The sequence below is a fragment of the Citrobacter sp. C1 genome, assembly GCF_014596895.2.
GTDB classification, from domain to species: Bacteria; Pseudomonadota; Gammaproteobacteria; order Enterobacterales; family Enterobacteriaceae; genus Citrobacter; species Citrobacter gillenii.
Genome location: NZ_CP115035.1, coordinates 3,866,552 through 3,890,049 on the forward strand (window position 1 = coordinate 3,866,552; position 23,498 = coordinate 3,890,049).

Below are 23,498 nucleotides of genomic sequence, written 5' to 3' on the forward strand. Positions count from 1 at the left end.
GCTTAATCCTGTAGGCGAGCAATCTCTTCGCCAAATTCTTTGATATCTTCAAAGCTCCGGTAAACCGAAGCAAAACGGATGTAGGCCACTTTATCGAGCTTTTTCAGTTGCTCCATCACCAGATTACCGATCATTTTACTCGGCACCTCGCGCTCGCCCGTCCCACGCAGCTGTGATTTTATATGGTTTAACGCCATTTCGACGTCATCTGCGCTGACCGGCCGTTTCTCAAGCGCTCTCAGCATGCCGCTGCGCAGCTTCTCTTCATTAAAAGGCTCGCGCACGTCGTTGCTTTTTACAACGCGTGGCATAACCAGTTCTGCCACTTCAAAAGTGGTAAAACGTTCGTTACAGACCAGACACTGCCGACGGCGGCGTACTGAAGAGCCCTCGCCGACAAGACGAGAGTCAATTACCTTTGTGTCTACGGCGAAACAGAATGGGCAATGCATACGGCGTCCTGTACCTCAGTGGTTCATAGAGATCTATTTTACCCTGAACTGGCGCGACAACAAAGGCAGAGCGCTTTTGAGACAAAGGATCGATGCCTTCGTGCTCTGAGCACACTACCATTATGCTATCGCGACAATGTAGGAAGTAATCATAATGACAAGACGTTACCTAAGAATTCTCCTGGTGGGAAGCCTCTTTAGTCTTAATGCCTGCGCACAGCAAGCTGAAGTACGACAGATGCATCAAAGCGTAAGTACCTTGAGCAAAGAGATGACCCAGCTCAATCAGGAAACGGTAAAAATAACGCAACAAAATATGTTGAATGCGAAATCCACCCGCGGCGTCTATTTATTACCGGGTTCGAAAACCCCCGCCCGCCTGAACAGCCAGATTGGTACGCTCCGCATGTCACTGGTCAATATTGCACCGAATGCGGACGGTACGCGCCTGACGCTGCGCATTCAGGGAGAATCCAACACACCGTTACCGGCATTTAGCGCCACCGTAGAGTACGGGCAAATCCAGGGCACCACGGACAACTATCAGGAAGTGAACGTTAAGAATGAATTGATCAACGCTCCGGCAAGCCTTCTTGCCCCCAGTGACGTAGACATTCCGCTGCAGCTCAATGGCCTGTCACTTGACCAACTCGGCTTTGTACGCATCCATGACATCCAGCCTGTGACCCAATAAACTTTTTTGCGGAGCGTTTTGTGCGTTCCGCAACACCCATCCCCGTCATTTTGTTACTCCGCTGACATCACCGATATTTTTAGTAAAACTTGGCAACATTCATGGGAGTCAGTACAATTCGCCGCCTAAAGTACGCAAACGAGAACGCAATCGATTACGTAAATGATAGAACTGTGAAACAAGACATATTTTTGTGAACAATGATTTTTATAATAGGCTCCGAAGAATTACGAAATATTTAGAAACGCAAATTGCGCCTTTTTCACTCCCGAAAGGGATTTCAAACAGTGGCATACATATGAAAAAAACATTACTTGCAGCCGGTGCAGTGCTGGCGCTCTCCTCGTCTTTCACTGCTAATGCAGCAGAAAACAACAAACCGGAATACCTGTCCGACTGGTGGCACCAGAGCGTTAACGTTGTCGGCAGCTACCACACCCGTTTCGGACCGCAGATCCGTAACGATACCTACCTGGAATATGAAGCTTTCGCTAAAAAAGACTGGTTTGACTTCTATGGTTACATGGATGCGCCGGTATTCTTCGGTGGTAACACCGATGCGAAGGGTATCTGGAACCACGGCTCCCCGCTGTTTATGGAAATCGAACCACGTTTCTCCATCGACAAATTGACCGGTGCCGATCTGAGCTTTGGTCCGTTCAAAGAGTGGTATTTCGCGAACAACTATATCTACGATATGGGTCGTAACAAAGATGGTCGCCAGAGCACCTGGTATATGGGTCTGGGTACTGATATCGACACCGGCCTGCCGATGAGCCTGTCCATGAACGTGTACGCCAAGTACCAGTGGCAGAACTACGGTGCCGCGAACGAAAACGAATGGGATGGCTACCGTTTCAAAGTGAAATACTTTGTCCCGATTACCGAACTGTGGGGCGGTAACCTGAGCTATATCGGCTTCACCAACTTTGACTGGGGCTCCGATCTCGGTGACAAAGACTTCACCGATGTAAATGGCAAGAAAGCACGTACCAACGATTCGATCGCCTCCAGCCACATTCTGGCGCTGAACTACGATCATTGGCACTATTCTGTTGTTGCCCGTTACTGGCACAACGGCGGCCAGTGGAAAGATAACGCGGACGTGGTCTTTATGAACGAAAACGTTCGTTCTACCGGTTGGGGTGGTTACTTTGTTGTAGGTTACAACTTCTAAATTGAGGTTGGTTGTCGCCGGATGGCGCTATGCTTATCCGGCCCAGGTATACAAAAGCCAGCTTAATTGCTGGTTTTTTTGTCTAAAGAAAACCCATAGACAATTTGTAGGCTTTCTTCAGGCAAAAAAATCCCGACCTTGCGATCGGGATTCCAGTGTAACGCCCTGCGTCGGTTAAGGCAGAATAGACGGCTGATCCGCCCCTTCTTTCTCAACTTTCTGCTGCAGCATGTGCTCACGCTTCATACCCAGCTTCAGCGCCAGTGCCGATGCCACGTAGATAGACGACGCGGTACCGATGGACACACCGATAAGCATAGTCAGCGAGAAGCCTTCCAGTACCGGACCACCAAAGAGGTACAGCATCAGAATAACCACTAACGTTGTACCGGAGGTAATCAACGTACGGTGCAGCGTTTGGGTCAACGACACGTTAAAGATTTCATAAGGCGTCCCGCGACGGATTTTGCGGAAGTTCTCACGAATACGGTCAGAAACCACGATGCTGTCGTTTAGCGAGTAACCGATAACCGACATCAACGATGCGACGATAGTCAGGTCAATCTCGATATGGAACAACGACAGGATCCCAAGCGTGATGATCACGTCGTGCGCCAGCGAGATAACCACGCCCGCCGCCAGTCGCCACTCAAAGCGGAAACCGACGTACACGAGGATGGAGATCAGCGCCACGATCAGCGCCATCGCACCGTTTTGTGCCAGATCGGCACCGACGCTAGGCCCGACGAATTCGATACGCTTCACCGCTGCATGCTGGTTGGTGGCTTCGTTAATGACGCTCAGCACCTTGCTACCCAGCACTTGCCCACCGTTTTCACCTTCGGTTGGCGGCATACGTACCATAATGTCGTGGCTGCTACCGAAGTTCTGCAGCAGCGGCTCGACGAAGCCCGCTTTCTCCAGCGCATCGCGCATCACGTCCATTTCCGCCGGTTTTTCCAGCGTGATTTCAATTACCGTACCACCGGTGAAATCGAGCCCCCAGTTAAAGCCACGTACGCCCATCACCACGATGGCCGCAATCAGCAGGAAACCAGAGATGCCGAAAGCCCAGTAGTCCCAGCGCATAAAGTCGATGACTTTACGGCCGTGATTCAATTGTTCAACAGTATATTCCTGTGCCACTTCGCACTCCTCAGATTGACAGCTTTTTGACGCGCTTGCCGCCATACAACAGGTTTACGATGGCACGTGTCCCGACGATCGCGGTAAACATCGACGTCGCCACACCAATACCGGTAGTAATCGCGAACCCTTTAATTGCCCCGGTACCGACTGCATACAGGATCAGAACTTTAATCAGCGTCGTGATGTTCGCATCGAAGATGGAACTGAATGCGCCCGCATAACCTTCGTTGATCGCCTGCTGAATCGAACGTCCGTTACTCAACTCTTCTTTGATACGTTCGTTGATCAGTACGTTCGCATCGACCGCTACGGCAAGGGTTAAGACGATCCCCGCGATACCCGGCATACTTAGCGTAGCGCCCGGCAGCAGCGACATGATACCGACAATCAGTACCAGGTTCGCAATCAGTGCGCTGGTCGCAATCAAACCAAACTTCTTGTAGAAGAAGATCATAAACAGAATAGAAACAGCCAGACCAGCCAGACACGCTTCCAGACCCTGCTTGATGTTCTGCATACCCAGAGTCGGGCCGATGGTGCGTTCTTCAACAATCTGAATCGGCGCAATCAACGCACCGGCACGTAGCAGCAGTGAAAGCTGACGCGCTTCATTCGGGTTGTTGATACCGGTGATACGGAAGCTGTTGCCCAAGCGAGACTGGATGTTGGCGATGTTAATCACCTCTTCCTGTTTCACCAGCACTGAACGGCCATTCGCATCTTTTTTACCGCTGTCTTTGTACTCCACGAACAGGGTCGCCATCGGCTTACCGATGTTATCCTTGGTGAAGTTAGACATGATGTTACCACCCGCGCTATCCAGCGAGATGTTAACCTGCGGCTGATTGTATTCGTCCTGGCTGGAAGTGGAATCGGTGATATGGTCACCGGTCAGGATCACGCGTTTATACAGCACAACCGGCTGTCCTTCACGAGACTGTTTCACTTCCGAGTCACCCGGTACGCGCCCGGATGCCGCCGCAGACTGGTCCACGTTGGTGTTTACCAGACGGAACTCCAGCGTCGCCGTTGCGCCCAGAATCTCTTTCGCACGCGCGGTGTCCTGAATACCCGGCAGTTCGACCACGATGCGGTCGGCGCCCTGGCGTTGAACAACCGGCTCAGCGACACCCAGCTGGTTAACACGATTACGCAGAATATTGATGTTCTGCTGTACCGCGTACTCACGGGCTTCACTCAGACGTGCATCGGTCATCACTGCACGCAGCGCATTGCTGCCCTGGCTGGAAATAACCAGATCCTGATGACGCTTGCTCAGATAAGAGATCGCGTCGTCACGCGCCTTGCCATCACGGAAGGTGATGCTCAGACCGTAGTTATCTTCTTTACGAACGGTAGTATAAGGAATGCCTTTTTCACGCAGATCGCTGCGCAGGCTATCGATATTTTGTTCCTGCAGTTTACCCAGCGCGGTGTCCATATCCACTTCCATCAGGAAGTGAACGCCACCACGCAGATCAAGACCGAGTTTCATCGGTTCCGCGTGAATAGCAGCCAGCCAGCGAGGGGTTGCCGGAGCAAGGTTAAGCGCCACGACGTATTGATCACCCAGCACGCCCAGCAGCACTTCACGTGCGCGCAATTGGGTATCGGTGGAGTCGAAGCGCGCAAGAATAGCGCCCTCTTCCAGAGCCACAGACTTAGGTGTGATTTTTTCTTCTTGTAACGTTTTCTGGACCTGGATCAGCGTTTGCTCACTGGCGGCGGCACCGCGCACGCCAGTGATTTGAACAGCCGGATCCTCACCATACAGGTTGGGAAGTGCGTAAAGCAGGCCGACGATAATCACGACGACCAGCATGATGTACTTCCACAAAGGATAACGGTTTAACACGGCAGTTCCCTTTGGGAAAACGGAATATTACAGCGCCTTCATGGTGCCTTTCGGCAGAACGGCAGCTACGAAGTCACGTTTGATAACCACTTCAGTGGTGTCGTTCAGTGCGATAGAGATGTAGCCAGTTTCCGCTACTTTGGTCACACGACCGACCAGGCCACCGTTCGTCAGGACTTCATCACCTTTGGCAATGGAGCTCATCAGATTTTTATGCTCTTTGGTACGCTTTTGCTGTGGACGCAGGATCATGAAGTAGAAAATCAGACCAAACACCACCAGCATCAGAATCAGAGACATCGGGCTGCCCTGCGCCGGAGCACCTGTTGCCGCTACCGCATCAGAAATAAAAAAGCTCATTCAAATTCCCTCATTATTAAAATTAATAAACGTTCACAGGTGGAACAGGTCGACCCTGACGTTGGTAAAAATCGGTTACGAAGCTCTCTAATTTACCCTCTTCAATAGCCTTGCGTAAACCCGCCATCAAGCGCTGGTAGTAGCGAAGGTTATGAATGGTATTGAGTCGCGCGCCCAATATTTCGTTGCAACGGTCAAGATGATGCAAGTAAGCGCGTGAATAATTGCGACAGGTGTAACAATCGCACTCAGCGTCGAGTGGACTGGTGTCGCTTTTATGTTTCGCGTTACGAATTTTTACCACGCCGTCAGTCACAAACAAATGGCCATTACGGGCATTTCGCGTTGGCATCACACAGTCAAACATATCGATACCACGACGCACGCCTTCAACCAGATCTTCTGGTTTGCCGACGCCCATCAGGTAACGAGGTTTATCTGCCGGAATTTGTGGGCAAACATGTTCCAGAATACGGTGCATGTCTTCTTTCGGTTCACCCACAGCCAAACCGCCGACAGCGTAGCCATCAAAGCCTATATCTACCAGACCTTTAACAGAGATATCACGTAAATCTTCGTAAACGCTGCCCTGAATGATGCCAAAAAGCGCATTTTTGTTGCCGAGGCTATCAAAACGGTCACGGCTACGCTGTGCCCAACGCAATGACATCTCCATCGAGCGTTTAGCATAGTCCCAGTCAGCCGGGTACGGTGTACATTCGTCGAAAATCATCACGATATCGGAACCGAGATCGTATTGAATCTCCATCGATTTCTCAGGATCGAGGAAAATCGGATCGCCGTTGATCGGGTTGCGGAAATGTACACCCTGCTCGGTAATCTTACGGATATCGCCCAGGCTGAATACCTGGAAACCGCCAGAATCGGTGAGGATCGGTCCTTTCCACTGCATGAAGTCATGCAAATCGCCATGCAGCTTCATGATTTCCTGCCCAGGGCGCAGCCACAGGTGGAACGTGTTGCCGAGAATAATTTGTGCGCCGGTCGCTTCAACTTCTTCCGGCGTCATACCTTTCACCGTACCGTAGGTACCGACAGGCATAAAAGCAGGCGTTTCCACTACGCCACGATCAAAAACAAGGCGTCCGCGGCGAGCGCGACCGTCTGTGGTATCCAGTTCAAATTTCATCTTAACTCCTGCGTCAGAAAAACAGTCCGACGTAAAATACTCATGCCGGGAACTTACTCCCCGACACGCTCAGAAATAGCCTGCGGATTGTACGTGATAAACATCGCATCACCGTAACTAAAAAAGCGATATTCCGCTTTAACCGCTTCATGATAGGCGTTCATGGTGTTTTTATAACCTGCAAACGCCGAAACCAACATAATCAATGTCGATTCAGGGAGATGGAAGTTGGTTACCAGCGCATCGATGACGTTGTACTGATAGCCCGGGTAGATAAAGATTTGCGTATCCCCGAAGAACGGTTCAATCAGATCATTTTTCGCCGCCTGAGCCGCGCTTTCCAGCGAACGAACTGAGGTCGTCCCTACCGCGATCACGCGATTACCGCGCGCTTTCGCCGCCAGTACCGCGTCGACCACGTCCTGCGGAACTTCCGCATATTCGGAATGCATGATGTGATCTTCAATGGTGTCTACGCGCACCGGCTGGAACGTCCCCGCCCCAACGTGCAGCGTCACAAACGCCATCTCAATGCCCTTTTCACGCAGTTTTGCCAGTAACGGATCGTCAAAGTGCAGACCCGCTGTCGGTGCCGCCACGGCGCCAGGTTTTTCGCTGTATACGGTCTGGTACAGTTCACGGTCGGCGTCTTCATCCGGGCGGTCGATATACGGCGGCAGCGGCATATGGCCGATGGCGTTGAGGATATCCAGTACGCTGCGTTCGTCGTCAAACGCCACTTCAAACAGCGCATCATGGCGCGCAACCATCGTCGCTTTAATGCTTTCATCATCGCCCAGCAACAGCTCAGCACCCGGCTTCGGCGCTTTGGATGCGCGAATATGAGCCAGAATACGTTTGTCATCGAGCATGCGCTCAACCAGCACTTCAATCTTGCCGCCGCTGGCTTTACGCCCAAACAGGCGGGCCGGGATCACGCGGGTATTGTTAAAGACCAGAAGATCTCCGGGGTTGAGCTTGTCGAGCAAATCGGTGAAAGTACCGTGCGTCAGCGCGCCCGTTGGCCCATCCAGTGACAGCAAGCGGCAGCTACTGCGCTCTGCTTGCGGATAGTGGGCAATCAGGGATTCAGGAAGTTCAAAGGTGAAATCGGTAACGCGCATGACACTGACTCAGACTAAAATAAGAGGCGGGTAGTCTAGTGCCGGGGCGCTTTCCCTGCAACCTTTACCCCGCTTTTGGACAGATAATCGATAATGAATTTTCTTGCACATTTACATCTGGCGCATTTAGCCGACAGTTCACTCTCCGGCAACCTGCTGGCGGATTTTGTTCGCGGAAACCCGGCATCCAGTTTTGCGCCTGAGGTGGTGGACGGCATTTTCATGCATCGTCGAATCGACGTCATGACCGACAACCTGCCGGAAGTCCGTGAAGCTAAAGAGTGGTTTCGCAGCGAAACGCGCCGCGTCGCGCCGATTACGCTCGACGTGATGTGGGATCACTTTTTATCGCGCCACTGGGCAGAAATCTCGCCCGACTTCCCATTAGCAGCCTTTGTCCGCTACGCCCATACTCAGGTTGCCACAATCTTGCCTGAATCGCCGCCGCGCTTTGTCAATCTGAACAATTACATGTGGTCAGAGAAATGGCTGGAGCGCTATCAGGATATGGATTTTATCCAGGATGTGCTCAATGGCATGGCCAGCCGCCGCCCGCGTCTCGATGCCCTGCGCGACTCGTGGTATGACCTGGACAGACATTACGACGCGCTGGAAGAACGCTTCTGGCGTTTTTATCCGCAGATGATGGAACAGGCCCGCCGTAAAGCACTTTGATCGCCCGACAGCACTGGGCCGAATAAGGTGACGCCACCATCCGGCAAAACATTGATAGCCAAAACCTGTCTCATTGATTGTCAGCGCCTCTTTGTCTTATTCCCGAACACTCTCTATACTGGCCCGCGTTGCGTTCCAAAAAACCCTTAACTTTGCAGGAGAATTATATGGTACTGGTAACTCGTCAGGCTCCGGATTTCACAGCAGCTGCGGTACTGGGTAGCGGTGAGATTGTTGATAACTTCAACTTCAAACAGCATACCAACGGTAAAACCACCGTTCTGTTCTTCTGGCCGATGGACTTCACCTTCGTTTGCCCGTCTGAACTGATCGCGTTCGACAAACGTTACGAAGAATTCCAGAAGCGCGGCGTTGAAGTGGTTGGCGTTTCTTTTGACTCTGAATTTGTCCATAACGCATGGCGTAACACCCCTGTCGACAAAGGCGGCATCGGTGCAGTGAAATACGCAATGGTTGCTGACATCAAGCGCGAAATCCAGAAAGCTTACGGTATCGAGCACCCGGAAGCGGGCGTTGCTCTGCGCGGTTCTTTCCTGATCGACGCGAACGGCGTTGTTCGCCACCAGGTGGTTAACGATCTGCCGCTGGGTCGTAACATCGACGAAATGCTGCGTATGGTTGACGCGCTGCAGTTCCACGAAGAGCACGGTGACGTTTGCCCTGCACAGTGGGAAAAAGGTAAAGAAGGTATGAACGCGTCTCCGGACGGCGTGGCAAAATACCTGACCGAAAACGTCTCCAGCCTGTAATTGGCATGAATTGAACAAGGCCCGCAAATGCGGGCCTTTTTTTATCTCAATGACCCGACCACACCGACGCTGAGATTGCAGGCAACGTCAGTACATCGCCCATAGTCTGGCCTTTGCCCTCTTCGTGCCGCCACTGCGCGACATTGAGCAACGGCGACGACGGCAGCACCACTTCACAGGCGTGTCCCCGGTTAATCGCCACCAGTACGCGCTGCTGGTTAAGTACCCGGACAAATACCACCACGTTATCTTCGGCGTAAATTACCTGACAGCCGCCGTGGCGTAGCGCCTTGCTACGATGACGTAATTTCGCCAACCGCTGGTACAGCGCCAACAGTTCGCCGTCCTGTTGATCCTTCTGCCACGGGAACGGTTTACGACAGAACGGATCGTTATTTCCATCCAGCCCCACTTCATCACCGTAGTAAATACACGGCACGCCAGGCCACGTAAACAGCCACACCACCGCCAGTGGCAGGCGCGCAACATCTTTGCCCAGTAAAGATTTAAAACGAGCGGTATCGTGGCTGTCGAGCTGGTTGAACATACGCAACTGCTGCTGATGCGATAATCCCGCACGGTAGTTATCCATCCACGCCATGCACGTTTGAGCATCAATAGACTGCGGATCGTAAGAGATGTCGGTGTTGGCGAGAAATCCCCAGAGCGGGAAGGTAAAACCACGGTAGTTCATGGCGGCATCTTCGGCATCGGCCTGCAGCCACTGGCGCGCATCGCCAAAGTGTTCACCGACCACATAGGCTTCTGGCTGCGTTTCTTTCGCCGCCTGGGTGATCCCGGCCACATGCTGCAGGTTATTGCGCGCTCCACCGGCTTCTCCCAACATGTGCACAACATCAAGCCGCCAGCCGTCCATGTTCCACGGCGCTTTTAACCAGTGACGGACAATGCTGTCCTCGCCGCGATAAATTTCGTTCACCAGGCTTTCCGAGGCAAAATCCAGCTTCGGCAGGCTGGCGTAACCCAGCCAGTCCAATGCGACGCCGTCGTCAGAGAAATGGTACCAGTCGCGCCAGGGCGAGTCCGGGTTATGGCACGCCCCGTCTGTTCCCTGATGATGCCTGTCGAACCAGGCGTGCGAATCGCCACTGTGATTGAATACGCCGTCCAACACCAGGCGCATTCCCTGTTGCTGCGTGTTATGCCGCAGGCGTAATAGCGCCCTGTCGCCACCAAACTGGGGGTCAACATGGCGATAATCTTCGGTATCGTATTTATGCACGCTCGGTGCGGTAAACACCGGGTTCAGATACAGTGCTGTTACCCCTAAGCTTTTCAGGTACGGCAGCTTCTCGCTGATCCCGTCCAAATCACCACCATAGAACGTCGAGCCTCCGGCCTGTGCGTTCAGCGGTTCATCCCAGTCACGCTGCACAATATCGTGCCCGGCCGCGTGGTGGTAATAGACGTTATCCTGTTCTGTATCGCGCGACTGACCGCGGGCAAAGCGGTCCGGGAAAATCTGATAGAAAACCTGGTCGGCCACCCATTGCGGACCATTGTCTGGCACATCCACAGCAAACTGTTCCAGCCGCGCGGGCGGAAATCGGCTGAACCCTTGCGGGGTAAACCACAGCTGGCGATCGAGCCACAGCAGCTTAAAGCTATAGCGTCGACGAGGCTGGCCGCAGGAGAGATCGATTGCCGCGCGCCACGCGGTCACGCCAGGCTGCGGCTGGCTGCGCTGCTTATGCATGCCGAGCGAGATCTCTTCGTTATCATTTTCTGCGCGTAACGTGACCCGCTGGGGTGGATTGTCCCCTGCCAGCCAGAGCGTAATCGTCAGTTTATCGTTGTTTTGCTTAACAAATGGGGCAACCGGAAGGTGCCAGGCGTTCAACATCACGTATCCCCTTTGATGAAAATGAAGTCACCTTGCCATAGGAAAGTTAAGGATCACTCATCATCTTAACGTTTATTGGGGGAGGAGTTCGGGGGAGGAGAAAATGCCGGGAGGCGCAAGCCTTACCCGGCAAAAAAATTACTGTGCTTCAGCCGGTTGACGCTCACGGCGGCGTTTGAACACCCACCCCACCAGCAGCAGGGCAATCCACGCAAAACCAACGTACAGTGAAATACGGGTATCCGGATGGTAGCCAATAAGCCCGATAATAAAGACCAGGAAAATCAGGCCAATCACCGTCGTAACCACACCGCCCGGTACTTTAAACGTCAGTGCTTTGACCTCTTCCGGCGGCAGACGACGGCGGAAGGCAATCTGCGACAGCAGGATCATGATCCATACCCACACCGTGGCAAACGTCGCCAACGAGGCGATCACCAGGAAGATGTTCTCCGGCATGATGTAGTTGAGATACACCGCAAACAGCAGGGCAATGGTCATCACCATCACCGTCACCCACGGCACGCCGCGACGCGAGGTTTTGGCGAACATTTTCGGTGCACTTCCCTGCTCCGCCATACCGTGCAGCATACGGCCCACGCCAAAGACATCAGAGTTGATCGCCGACAGCGAGGCGGTCAGCACCACAAAGTTAAGGATACCTGCCGCAAAGGTAATGCCCATATGCTGGAACGTCAGAACAAAAGGACTCCCGTCGGTGCCCACCTGATTCCATGGGTAAATAGACATAATGACGAACAGCGTGCCCACGTAAAACACGAGGATTCGCATCGGCACGGAGTTAATTGCACGCGGGATCGACTCCTGCGGGTTCTTCGCTTCACCGGCAGTAATGCCGATGATTTCAATGCCACCATAGGCAAACATCACCATTTGCAGCGACATAATCATGCCCAACCAGCCGTTACTGAAGAACCCACCGTTGCTCCACAGGTTATGGATGCCGGTTGGTTGCCCACCGTTGCCGATCCCCCAAATGATGATGCCAAAACCGGCGACAATCATAATGATGATGGTGGCGACCTTAAAGAATGAGAACCAGAACTCCAGTTCGCCAAACACCTTCACACTCATCAGGTTGATGGCGCAGATAATCAGCACTACGCTCAGAACCCAAATCCAGTGCGGCACCGCCGGGAACCAGACGCCCATATAAATACCGAAGGCGGTCACGTCGGCAATAGCGACAATCAGGATTTCAAAACAGTAGGTCCAGCCGGTAATGTAGCCTGCCAACGGTCCGAGGTTTTCCTGCGCATAGCGCGAAAACGAGCTGGCTGCTGGGTTATGAACGGACATTTCGCCCAGCGCGCGCATGATAATGTACGCCGCCGCGCCGCCGATAATATAGGCCAACAACACGCTCGGCCCTGCCATTTTGATGGCATCGGCTGAGCCATAGAACAGCCCGGTACCAATTGCCGAACCTAATGCCATAAAGCGGATGTGCCGGGTGCTCAGCCCACGCTTTAGCTTGTTATTACTTTCCATCGATTCCTAACCTGTTAACACAATAAAAAAACCACGGGGCCATATTAATAGCCCCGTGGTTAAAACTTATTGTCAGTGATATTAGTGTGCGCTGGAGGTCACTTGTCGACCTGCTGCGCGGTCCCAAATTACGGCCAGGACCACCATCACGACTGTTGGCATCAACCACGCCAGACCTTGCTCTGCCAGCGGTAAACGCTGGGTCCAGGCTGGTAACACGTCGCCAATTGCAGAAGCTTTAATGCCATCAAGGATACCAAAAATCAGGCTGATAAACATCGCAGGTGCAATGACGCGGGAAGAATTATGCCACCATGAGCGGGTAAAGCTTAATACAACCAGTGCGATACAGGGCGGATAGATAGCCGTCAGGACCGGAATCGAGATCTGAATCAGGTGGCTCAGGCCGAGGTTTGACACCACCATCGAGAAGCCGCCAAGGATAAACACCAGCGTACGGTAAGACAGTGGAATGTACTGCGCAAAGAACTCAGCACACGCACAGGTCAGGCCAACCGCCGTCACCAGGCAAGCGATGAAAATCAACGCGGCCAGCAGCAGGCTACCTGCACCGCCGAAGGTGTGCTGAACATACGCATGCAGAATTGCCGCGCCGTTAGCAGACTGATCGACCAGAATCGCGCTGTCTGAACCCAGACGGAACAAGGCGAGGTACAGCAGCGTTAAGCCGACACCAGCCATCAAACCTGCCCAGACGGTATAACGTGTCAGTAGACGTGCTTCAGTAACGCCACGCGAACGCGCGGCGTTCACGATAACAATACCAAAGACCATCGCCCCCAGCGTATCCATCGTCAGATAGCCGTTCACGAAGCCGTTGGAAAACGCCGCAGTTTGATAGGCTTCCATGGCATTGCTGATCGGACCGGCAGGCCAGATAATCGCAGCAACAGACAGCACAACCAGCGCCAGAATTTTCAGCGGCGCGAGGAAATTCCCCACGGTATCCAGCAGTTTGCCCGGATAGAGCGACACCAGGATGACAATCGCGAAATAGACCACGCTGTAGATAAACAGCGGCAGCGCGGAGTCACCTGTCAGCGGGGCAATCCCCACTTCAAAGGAGACCGTTGCGGTACGCGGCGTTGCAAATAACGGCCCAACGGCCAGATAACAGACGGTAGCCAGTACTAAACCGGCCACTTTGCCGATCGGAGTGCTGAGGCTGTCTACACCACCGCCGACTTTCGCCAGCGCCACAACGGTGAGCACCGGCAGGCCAACAGCGGTAATCAGAAAGCCAAAAGCCGCAGTCCAGACGTGTTCGCCGGCCTGCAAACCAACCATTGGGGGGAAAATAATGTTACCTGCACCTACAAACAGTGCAAATGTCATAAATCCCAGTGCGATGATATCGCGCGATTTTAACTGATGGGTCATAAAGTCTTACAGCCTGTGGATGTGAATGTGGTGTTGTAAAGGTTAAATTTTTGCCCTTCCCTTTTGGGACGATACAGCGGCATTTTTAATCAATTCCAGCGGGAAATTCTCCCAGCCGGGCGCGGCGAAGAATAGTTTTTCGATTTACCGCGTAAATGCAGTCGGTATGACAGCACATGGTGCGCAATTTAAACGCTTATAACGTTTTAAAGCAAGGTGGGATCTAAAAACCAGAACAATATAGCGATATGAAAAATCCAGTTAGAACAAAACACCATTTCCGGGAAAAAGGTATGGGTAATAATGCGAACAAAAAACAATCAGACGTCGTAAAATTCAGGATGACTGTATTGACCCGCGTAAAAAAGCCAGCTTTCGCTGGCTTTTGGAAAGATAATCTTACGGATACGCCTCAATCGTTACTTTTGGCAAGTAAACGTTCCGCTAGCACAAAGCTAAACCGCGTCCCTTTGCCCGGCGTACTCTCGATATTCAATCGGCTGTCGTGATGATTTAAAGCATGCTTCACAATAGCCAGCCCCAGCCCGCTACCGCCCGTTTGCCGCGATCGCGCTTTATCCACGCGGTAGAAACGCTCGGTCAAACGAGGAATGTGCTCAGGCGCAATCCCTGGCCCATTATCTTCGACGCTGAACTCGGCTCCCGCCGTCGCCCGCTGCCAGCGCACGGTGATGTGCGTTCCCGCCGGCGTATGGTTCACCGCGTTATAGATAAGATTCGAGATTGCGCTACGCAGTTGCTCCTCGTTACCCATCACGCTCAGGCGATTATCCACGTCGAAGGTAAACGTGTGTTTATTCTGGCTCAGCGTTTGTGCTTCGTGCTCAGCCACGCGCAGTATCATCGGCACATCCACTTTTTCATTCTGCGGCAGTGTCGGTGCGGCTTCTATTTTCGATAGCGTCAGCAGCTGTTTCACCAGCCCTTCCATACGCTGCGTTTGCTCACGCATGGTATCCAGCGCTTTCTCTCGCGTTGCCCCTTCCAGGGGATGCTCCTGCATCATCTCCAGATAACCTTGCAGCACCGTCAGCGGCGTACGCAACTCGTGGCTGGCGTTGGCAAAGAAATTACGCCGCGCGCCTTCCAGTTGGTGCATCTGCGTGACATCGCGCGCCACCATCAGCAACTGCTTGTCGGTATACGGCATCACCCTAATTTCCAGATGCCGCCCGGTATTAAGTACCAAATTAATTGGCCGACTAAAGTCGCGCGTTTTCAGGTATGAGGTAAATTCCGGGTAGCGAAGCAGGTTAAGAATATTTTGCCCACTATCGTCCGGCCAACGCAGTCCCAGAACCTGCTGTGCCAGGCCGTTACACCAGAAAATCCCACCCTCTTCGGTGGTCAGTACCACCGCATCAGGCAGCGATTCAGCCCCGCTGCGAAAACGCTTAATCAGATTACCCAGTTCGCGGCGGCGTTTTTTGTTACGCAGTTGCATTTGATGCAGGCCGTAAAGCAGCGGTTCCCAACTGCCCCGCCCCGGCGGAGGCGTCATACTCCTGTCGACCCACAGCCACCAGGACAAACGCAGTAAATTCCAGAAATGCCAGATAAGCAGACCCGTTACCGATGCCAGTAAAAACCACGGCAGATAACCGAAAAAAGCACTAAGGATAAAAGCCGGAATGCAGCAAAGTATCAGCTCCAGTACCAGCCTTTTCCATGACAATCGTTCCAGCAAACGTCGCACTCCCTATACAACTTGATCTAATGGGCTATTTTCCGTGCCGGTCAGAAGCGGGTTGAAAAACGGTATCCCGTTCCGCGTACCGTCTGCACCATGCGATCGTGGCCGCTGTGCTCCAGCGCCTTACGCAAGCGGCGGATATGCACGTCAACCGTCCGGTCTTCTACGTACACGTTGGTGCCCCAGACATGATTAAGTAGTTGTTCGCGGCTGTAGACGCGCTCAGGATGAGTCATAAAGAAATGCAGCAGTTTGAACTCAGTTGGCCCCATATCCAGCGGTTCTTCGCCGGTCATTACACGATGCGAGGTGGGATCAAGGCTCAGCCCCTGCATCTCAATAACTTCTTCAACCGCCATTGGTGAAATACGACGCAGTACGGCTTTAATGCGCGCCACCAGCTCCTTCGGCGAAAACGGCTTGGTGATATAGTCATCCGCACCGGTTTCCAGCCCACGTACGCGATCTTCTTCATCACCTCTTGCCGTCAGCATCATCACCGGGATGTCCCGCGTCATCGCTTCACGTTTGAGGTGTTTAATGAACTGTAACCCCGAGCCACCGGGAAGCATCCAGTCAAGCAGGATAAGATCCGGCCAGGGTTCATTGAGTTGATTCACCGCACTGTCATAGTCTTCGGCTTCTACAGGTTGGAACCCGTTTTGCTCGAGCACGAAGCAGACCATTTCACGAATTGGAGCTTCATCTTCTACGACCAGAATACGTCTCGCCATGATTTGCCCTGTTTTAATTTAATCGTTCATACCCTCTATACGCCGCCATTATGCGTCAGATTTATGACAGATTTATGAAAAAGATAGTCCAGGCTTAACCAATGTTGTTGAATTATGACAGCCCGGAAACAAGATATTCACGCCATTGCAAGGGTATAATCCCCCTCATTGCTTTTTCGTCATGGAACTCGTATGCGCATCCTTCATACCTCAGACTGGCATCTGGGCCAAAACTTCTACAGCAAGAGCCGCGCCGCCGAGCATCAGGCCTTTCTTGACTGGCTGCTGGAGACCGCACAATCCCATCAGGTGGATGCCATTATTGTGGCAGGCGATATTTTTGATACCGGCTCACCGCCGAGCTATGCCCGCGAGATTTACAACCGCTTTGTCGTCAATTTGCAGCAAACAGGCTGCCACCTGGTGGTGCTGGCAGGCAACCATGACTCGGTCGCCACGCTTAATGAATCACGCGATATTTTGGCGTTTCTGAACACCACGGTGGTCGCCAGCGCAGGCCATGGACCGCAAATACTGAAACGCCGCGACGGCACGCCAGGCGCCGTGCTGTGCCCGATTCCCTTTTTACGCCCACGCGACATCATCACCAGCCAGGCGGGACTCACCGGCAGCGAAAAACAACAGCATTTGCTGGGGGCAATTACCGACTATTACCAGCAGCAGTACCTGGACGCCTGTGAACTGCGCGGTGAACGCAACCTGCCGATCATTGCAACCGGGCACCTGACGACCGTCGGTGCCAGCAAAAGTGACGCGGTACGTGACATTTATATTGGCACACTGGATGCCTTTCCGGCGCAGAATTTCCCGCCAGCAGATTACATCGCGTTGGGACATATTCACCGGGCGCAGGTCATCGGCGGAACAGAACATATTCGCTACTGTGGCTCGCCGATTGCCCTCAGTTTTGACGAATGTGGCAAAAGCAAAGGCGTGCATCTGGTGAGCTTCGAAGACGGCAAGCTACATACCGTCGACAATCTCACCGTACCGGTCACGCAGCCGCTGGCAGTATTGAAAGGCGATTTAGCCGCCATTACCGCCCAGCTTGAGCAATGGCGCGATGTAGAGCTGCAAACGCCCGTCTGGTTAGATATTGAAATCACCACCGACGATTACCTGCACGACATGCAGCGCAAAATTCAGGCGTTGACGGAAGACCTGCCGGTAGAGGTTCTGCTGGTGCGCCGCAGTCGGGAGCAGCGCGAGCGTATTATGGCCAATGAGCGGCGTGAAACGCTGAGCGAACTGAGCGTGACGGAAGTCTTTGACCGCCGTCTGGCGCTGGAGGAACTGGAAGCGCCGAGGCGGGAACGTCTTAATCAGCTGTTTAATGACACGTTACAGACGCTTGCCGGGGAGGCTGACGCATGAAAATTCTTAGCCTGCGCCTGAAAAACCTCAACTCCCTGAAAGGGGAATGGAAAGTCGATTTTACGGCAGAGCCTTTTGCCAGCAACGGTCTGTTTGCCATCACCGGGCCTACAGGGGCCGGAAAAACCACCCTGCTTGATGCGATTTGTCTCGCGCTGTACCACGAGACACCGCGCCTGAATACCGTATCACAGTCGCAAAACGACCTGATGACCCGCGACACCGCCGAGTGTCTGGCAGAGGTCGAGTTCGAAGTTAAAGGCGAAGCCTACCGCGCGTTCTGGAGCCAGAATCGGGCGCGTAATCAGCCTGACGGCAATCTGCAGGTCCCGCGCGTGGAACTTGCCCGCTGCGCCGACGGAAAAATCCTCGCCGATAAAATCAAAGATAAACTGGACATGACCGCCACGCTCACCGGGCTGGATTACGGACGGTTTACGCGTTCGATGCTGCTGTCGCAGGGGCAATTTGCCGCCTTCCTTAACGCCAAACCCAAGGAGCGCGCTGAGCTGCTGGAAGAGCTGACCGGCACCGAAATCTACGGACAAATTTCGGCAATGGTGTTTGAAAAACACAAAGCGGCGCGCAATACGCTCGAAATATGCGAAGCGCAGGCGGCGGGTGTCGTACTGTTAAGCGAAGAGCAGCAACAGCAGTTGCAGCAAAGTTTGCAGGTACTTACTGACGAAGAAAAAATTTTGCTGGCGCAGCAGCAACATCAGCAGAAAGATTTTCAATGGGTTACGCGCAGCGAAGAACTGGTTCGTGAACAGCAGCGCGTGGCTAGCTTAGCGCAGCAGGCCCAACAGGCGCTTGCGGACGCCGCGCCTGAGCTGGCAAGACTCCAGCTCGCTCAGCCTGCCAACCAGCTTCGTCCACTGTGGGATCGCCAGCAGGAGCAGACTGCACGCCTGGCGCAAACAAAGCAGCGGATCATTGAAGTAAATACTCGCTTACACGCTAAAACCTCGCTGCGCGCGCGCATCCGCAACGGTGCACTGCGCAGCCACGAGCAACTTCAGACCGAACTTACCGCACTGGCGCAGTGGTTGGCGGAGCATGATCGATTCCGCTTATGGGGCCAGGAGATTGCGGGCTGGCGCGCACTTTTTTCTCAGCGTAGTCGCGATAAGCATCAGCTTACGGCGCTCGCTGCCCGTATCGCTGAGTTACGCCAGAAACTGGCGGCGTTGCCGGAAAATGCCCTGACGCTCACCGCGGATGAGGTTGCGGTCGCGATGGAACAGCAAGCGCAATCACGGGCTTTCCGTCAGCGTCTGACCTCACTTCATGCTCGCTATCAGCCGTTGCAAAAACGTCTGCGTCAGAACGGTGAAAGCGTGCAAAAAGCGCAGGCGCAGCAGGCCGCGCTCAATGAAACGCTCGCGCTACGCCGACAGCAATATAAAGAAAAAAATCAGCACTACCTGGACGTTGAAACGCTCTGCAAACAGGAAGAAAAAATCAAAAGTCTGGAGGCAGAGCGCGCGCTTTTGCAGGCCGGACAGCCCTGCCCGTTATGCGGCTCTACTGCACATCCTGCGGTCTCGGAGTATCAGGCGCTGGAACTGAGTGCAAACCAGCAACGTCGCGACCAGTTAGCCAAAGAAGTCGCAGCACTGAAAGAGGAAGGTCTGCTGGTTCTGGGGCAGGTCAATGCCCTGACACAGCAAATCCAGCGTGAGACAGAAGAGATACAGACGCTCTCTCAGGAAGAGCAAGCACTCACTAAAGAGTGGCAGGACGTTTGCACCGCTCTGAATATTACGCTGAATATTCAGGAGGATATTACCGGCTGGATGGGCGAACAGGAGCACTACGAGCGCCAGCTTTATCTGCTCAGCCAGCGCCTGACGCTGGAAAACCAGTTACACGATCAGCAACAACAGGAACGCCAGTATCAACAACAGCTGGCGACGACGCATCAGGGGCTGGAAAGCGCCTTGTCCGCGCTGTCACTGACTGCACCGGAAGACGGCACAGAGGCAGCCTGGTTAAGCGCCCGCGAAACCGAATTCGCGCAGTGGCAGGAGAAACAGACGCAGCATGGCGTGATTCAGGAACGCATTCACGCCCTGAAGCCGCTGCTCGACACGCTTCCGGCAACGGACACCGCAGAAGCCGAAACGGTTATCCCTGAAAACTGGCGCGAAATTCACGACGACTGCGTGTCGCTGCAAAGCCAGCTTGCCGCACAGCAACAGCAGGAAACGCTGGAAAGCGAACGCTTGCAACAGTCGCAGGCGCAATTTACCGCCGCCCTGGCGGCCAGTTGCTTTGCCGATCAAGAGGCGTTCCTTGCCGCGCTGCTGGACGACGACACCGTCCGCCGCCTTGAGCAGTTAAAACAGACGCTGGAAAATCAATCGCAGCAGGCAACGGCGCTGTCCGGGCAAGCCAGCCAACAACTGCAGACGCATCAGGCGCTGCGCCCGGAGGGGCTGGACGCCGACGCACAAACCCTGCAAGCCCGGCTGCAACAACTGGCGCAACAACTGCGAGAGAACACCACCCAACAGGGGGAGTTACGCCAGCAGCTTAAGCAGGACAGCGATAACCGCCAGCGTCAGCAGGCATTAATGCAGCAGATTAAAGAGGCGGCCAGCCAGGTCGAAGACTGGGGCTATCTGAATGCGCTAATTGGCTCGAAAGAAGGGGATAAATTCCGCAAGTTTGCCCAAGGCCTGACGCTGGATAACCTGGTGTGGTTGGCTAACAATCAACTGACCCGCCTGCACGGTCGCTATCTGCTACAGCGAAAAGCCAGCGAAGCGCTGGAGCTGGAAGTGGTTGATACCTGGCAAGCCGACGCCGTTCGCGATACCCGCACGCTGTCCGGCGGTGAAAGCTTCCTGGTAAGTCTGGCCCTGGCCCTGGCACTGTCCGATCTGGTCAGCCACAAAACGCGCATTGACTCCCTGTTCCTTGATGAAGGTTTTGGCACGCTGGACAGCGAAACGCTGGATACCGCGTTGGACGCGCTGGATGCGCTAAATGCCACCGGCAAAACCATTGGCGTTATAAGCCACGTCGAGGCCATGAAAGAACGCATTCCGGTGCAAATCAAGGTGAAGAAAATCAACGGGCTGGGTTATAGCAAACTCGACAAGATGTTTGCGGTGGAGTAGTCGACAGACGGGTGCAGCTTCACAGGCCGGATAAGCGTTAGCGCCATCCGGCACAATATGTAGCATAATATTGCATACTCAGAGACGGATATGAAATGGCATTTCATTTCACTTATCCGCAAGCTATGCTCTTATTGGCGGCGAACGTTCGCCGCTGTGGCGCACATCTGCGCTGATATTGCTGGCAGGTCGTATGAAAAAAGTGATTTTCTCTTTAGCCCTCGGGACGTTTGGGCTGGGCATGGCCGAGTTTGGCATCATGGGTGTGTTAACCGAGCTGGCGCGAGATGTAGGAATTTCCATTCCTGCGGCGGGCCACATGATTTCGTTTTACGCCTTCGGCGTGGTGCTGGGCGCGCCGATTATTGCGATCTTTTCCAACCGCTTTTCGCTGAAACATATTCTGCTGTTTCTGGTCACGTTGTGTGTAATAGGTAACGCCATCTTCACCCTCTCCTCATCCTATTTTATGCTGGCGGTCGGCAGGCTGGTTTCCGGTTTTCCGCACGGTGCATTCTTTGGCGTCGGGGCCATTATTCTGACTAAACTCGCACGCCCGGGGAAAGTCACCGCCGCCGTCGCTGGCATGGTCAGTGGGATGACCGTCGCCAACCTGATTGGCATTCCCGTCGGTACCTGGCTGAGTCAGGCATTTAGCTGGCGCTACACCTTTTTGCTGATCGCCGTGTTTAACATTGCAGTCATTGCGTCGATTGCCTTCTGGGTGCCCAACATCAGTGACGAAGCAAAAGGCAAACTGCGAGAGCAATTTCACTTTCTGAAAAGCCCGGCACCGTGGCTTATTTTCTCCGCTACGATGTTTGGCAACGCCGGCGTGTTCGCCTGGTTTAGCTATGTGAAGCCATACATGATGTATATCTCCGGTTTTTCTGAAGCGCTGATGACCTTCATCATGATGCTGGCTGGATTAGGCATGGTGCTGGGCAATCTGCTGAGTGGGCGGATTTCGGGCCGCTATACGCCGCTGCGCATTGCGGTGGTGACCGACTTCGTGATTGTTCTGGCCCTGGTGATACTGTTTTTCGTCGGCGATATGAAAGCCGCGTCGCTGACCTTCGCCTTTATTTGCTGCGCGGGTCTGTTTGCGCTGTCGGCCCCGCTACAAATTTTGCTGCTGCAAAATGCGAAAGGCGGCGAACTGCTGGGTGCCGCCGGTGGGCAAATGGCCTTTAACCTCGGTAGCGCGGTTGGCGCATACTGCGGCGGCATGATGCTGACGCTGGGTTTTGCCTACAACTACGTAACCCTCCCAGCGGCCCTGCTGTCGTTTTCCGCCATGTCATCGCTGCTGCTGTATGGGCGTCTGAACCGCCCTACAGGCGTAAATTGTATGCCGGATAAGCGCCATCCGGCATAGCAAAATTACCCCTGCGGCCACAGCCAGGCCGCACCGCGAACCCCGCTGGAATCACCGTGCAACGCCTTGCGTAAAGGCGTTTCACACTCACTGCCAAAGACGAACTGTTTAATCAATGACGGAACGGTCTGATACAACCTGTCGACATTACTCATCCCGCCCCCCAGCACGATGACGTCCGGGTCAAGGATGTTCACCACATGAGCCAACGATTTTGCCAGGCGCAATTCATAGCGGCGTAACGCCTGTTCCGCCAGCACATCACCTTCGCTCACCAGCCGAATAATATCGCTACCTTTCAGTTTATTACCGCTCAGGCGATGATAATCCGTGGCGAACCCGGTCCCGGAGATGAAGGTTTCAATACAACCTTGCTTCCCGCAGTAACACGGTACTTCCTGCCGATAGCGCAATTCATCTTCGTCCATCCACGGCAGCGGATTATGCCCCCACTCACCCGCAGTACCGTTGCCGCCGATATGCGCCCGACCATTAAACGCCACCCCGGAGCCGCAGCCGGTACCGATAATCACCGCGAACACCGTTTGCGCGCCCGCCGCAGCGCCGTCTACCGCTTCAGAGACCGCCAGGCAGTTAGCATCGTTAGCCAGACGGACCTCCCGGTTCAGACGCACGCTTAAGTCTTTGTCAAAAGGCTGCCCATTGAGCCAGGTTGAGTTGGCATTCTTCACCACCCCCGTGTAAGGGGAAATCGATCCGGGGATCCCCATACCAACGGTTCCGGTCTGTCCGGTGGCTTTTTCCGCCATATCCACCAGTGCGGCAATAGTTTCTATGGTTTGCCGGTAGTCATCACGCGGCGTGGGCAGGCGATGGCGGAAAAGTTGCTCCCCCGCATCACTCAGCGCGATAACTTCTGTTTTGGTACCACCTAAATCGATTCCTATACGCACACGCTGGTCCTCATTTTTTGGGAATATCAACAGAGTAGAGGCGAGCATGGTG

At 53.8% G+C, this 23,498-nt stretch carries 19 protein-coding genes; 7 read left to right on the forward strand and 12 right to left on the reverse strand.

Going from position 1 to position 23,498, the window contains the following annotated elements; all coding sequences use genetic code 11:
* Positions 1–2: 2 nt before the first annotated feature.
* The gene (gene nrdR / locus IB214_RS18690) at positions 3–452 is read right to left on the reverse strand and encodes a transcriptional regulator NrdR (RefSeq protein WP_096758088.1); all 450 of its coding nucleotides are present in this window, start codon (positions 450–452) and stop codon (positions 3–5) included.
* Between the two features lie 154 nt (positions 453–606).
* Between nrdR and IB214_RS18695 the strand changes: the two genes are divergently transcribed.
* Together IB214_RS18695 and IB214_RS18700 are read left to right on the forward strand one after the other, a co-directional pair.
* Positions 607–1,146: a DUF3251 domain-containing protein gene (locus tag IB214_RS18695; RefSeq protein ID WP_117342111.1), complete on the forward strand. Its 540-nt coding sequence runs from the start codon at positions 607–609 to the stop codon at positions 1,144–1,146.
* A gap of 298 nt (positions 1,147–1,444) precedes the next feature.
* A complete protein-coding gene (locus IB214_RS18700; protein WP_115259246.1) occupies positions 1,445–2,323 on the forward strand; it encodes a nucleoside-specific channel-forming protein Tsx in 879 nt (292 codons plus the stop codon).
* A gap of 174 nt (positions 2,324–2,497) precedes the next feature.
* Here the strand turns inward: IB214_RS18700 and secF are convergent, their stop codons facing one another.
* Genes secF through queA form a run of 5 tightly spaced genes read right to left on the reverse strand, consistent with a single transcriptional unit; the run spans position 2,498 to position 7,961 of the window.
* Positions 2,498–3,469 (reverse strand): protein translocase subunit SecF, encoded by a 972-nt coding sequence (gene secF, locus IB214_RS18705; RefSeq protein WP_096758091.1) that lies wholly within the window; start codon positions 3,467–3,469, stop codon positions 2,498–2,500.
* A 10-nt stretch (positions 3,470–3,479) separates the two neighbouring features.
* Positions 3,480–5,327, reverse strand: coding sequence for a protein translocase subunit SecD (gene secD, locus IB214_RS18710; RefSeq protein WP_096758092.1), 1,848 nt, complete (start codon positions 5,325–5,327; stop codon positions 3,480–3,482).
* Between the two features lie 27 nt (positions 5,328–5,354).
* Complete coding sequence (gene yajC / locus IB214_RS18715; protein ID WP_052283894.1) at positions 5,355–5,687, reverse strand: preprotein translocase subunit YajC; 333 nt, start codon at positions 5,685–5,687, stop codon at positions 5,355–5,357.
* A gap of 22 nt (positions 5,688–5,709) precedes the next feature.
* Positions 5,710–6,837: a tRNA guanosine(34) transglycosylase Tgt gene (gene tgt, locus IB214_RS18720; RefSeq protein WP_117342110.1), complete on the reverse strand. Its 1,128-nt coding sequence runs from the start codon at positions 6,835–6,837 to the stop codon at positions 5,710–5,712.
* 53 nt (positions 6,838–6,890) lie between these two features.
* Positions 6,891–7,961, reverse strand: a complete 1,071-nt coding sequence (gene queA, locus IB214_RS18725) for a tRNA preQ1(34) S-adenosylmethionine ribosyltransferase-isomerase QueA (protein WP_096758094.1) — start codon at positions 7,959–7,961, stop codon at positions 6,891–6,893.
* Between the two features lie 93 nt (positions 7,962–8,054).
* Here queA and acpH point away from each other — a divergent pair, with 93 nt between their 5' ends.
* Positions 8,055–8,636, forward strand: a complete 582-nt coding sequence (gene acpH, locus IB214_RS18730; RefSeq protein ID WP_096758095.1) for an ACP phosphodiesterase — start codon at positions 8,055–8,057, stop codon at positions 8,634–8,636.
* Positions 8,637–8,803: 167 nt separating this feature from the next.
* Complete coding sequence (locus tag IB214_RS18735; protein WP_048212444.1) at positions 8,804–9,406, forward strand: peroxiredoxin; 603 nt, start codon at positions 8,804–8,806, stop codon at positions 9,404–9,406.
* 46 nt (positions 9,407–9,452) lie between these two features.
* On the opposite strand, the gene malZ is transcribed toward IB214_RS18735, so the two are convergent.
* From malZ to phoB, 5 genes are all read right to left on the reverse strand, one after another.
* Positions 9,453–11,270, reverse strand: a complete 1,818-nt coding sequence (gene malZ / locus IB214_RS18740) for a maltodextrin glucosidase (RefSeq protein ID WP_117342109.1) — start codon at positions 11,268–11,270, stop codon at positions 9,453–9,455.
* A gap of 138 nt (positions 11,271–11,408) precedes the next feature.
* The gene (gene proY / locus IB214_RS18745; RefSeq protein ID WP_115259248.1) at positions 11,409–12,782 is read right to left on the reverse strand and encodes a proline-specific permease ProY; all 1,374 of its coding nucleotides are present in this window, start codon (positions 12,780–12,782) and stop codon (positions 11,409–11,411) included.
* An 81-nt stretch (positions 12,783–12,863) separates the two neighbouring features.
* Positions 12,864–14,183: a branched-chain amino acid transporter carrier protein BrnQ gene (brnQ, locus tag IB214_RS18750; RefSeq protein ID WP_115259249.1), complete on the reverse strand. Its 1,320-nt coding sequence runs from the start codon at positions 14,181–14,183 to the stop codon at positions 12,864–12,866.
* A gap of 412 nt (positions 14,184–14,595) precedes the next feature.
* On the reverse strand, positions 14,596–15,891 hold the full coding sequence (gene phoR, locus IB214_RS18755; RefSeq protein ID WP_096759459.1) for a phosphate regulon sensor histidine kinase PhoR: 1,296 nt from the start codon (positions 15,889–15,891) through the stop codon (positions 14,596–14,598).
* A gap of 50 nt (positions 15,892–15,941) precedes the next feature.
* Entirely contained in the window at positions 15,942–16,631 is a 690-nt protein-coding gene (gene phoB / locus IB214_RS18760) for a phosphate response regulator transcription factor PhoB (RefSeq protein ID WP_096758099.1), read from the reverse strand.
* 192 nt (positions 16,632–16,823) lie between these two features.
* On the opposite strand from phoB, the gene sbcD reads away from it, so the two are divergent.
* The 3 genes from sbcD (at position 16,824) to araJ (ending at position 22,532) form a co-directional block, all read left to right on the forward strand.
* Entirely contained in the window at positions 16,824–18,026 is a 1,203-nt protein-coding gene (sbcD, locus tag IB214_RS18765) for an exonuclease subunit SbcD (RefSeq protein WP_115259250.1), read from the forward strand.
* Complete coding sequence (sbcC, locus tag IB214_RS18770) at positions 18,023–21,154, forward strand: exonuclease subunit SbcC (RefSeq protein ID WP_117342108.1); 3,132 nt, start codon at positions 18,023–18,025, stop codon at positions 21,152–21,154. Before sbcD ends, sbcC begins: the two co-directional genes overlap by 4 nt.
* Positions 21,155–21,347: 193 nt before the next feature.
* Positions 21,348–22,532 (forward strand): MFS transporter AraJ, encoded by a 1,185-nt coding sequence (gene araJ / locus IB214_RS18775; protein ID WP_117342107.1) that lies wholly within the window; start codon positions 21,348–21,350, stop codon positions 22,530–22,532.
* 5 nt (positions 22,533–22,537) lie between these two features.
* Here the strand turns inward: araJ and mak are convergent, their stop codons facing one another.
* Complete coding sequence (gene mak / locus IB214_RS18780; RefSeq protein ID WP_117342106.1) at positions 22,538–23,446, reverse strand: fructokinase; 909 nt, start codon at positions 23,444–23,446, stop codon at positions 22,538–22,540.
* Positions 23,447–23,498 lie beyond the last annotated feature (52 nt).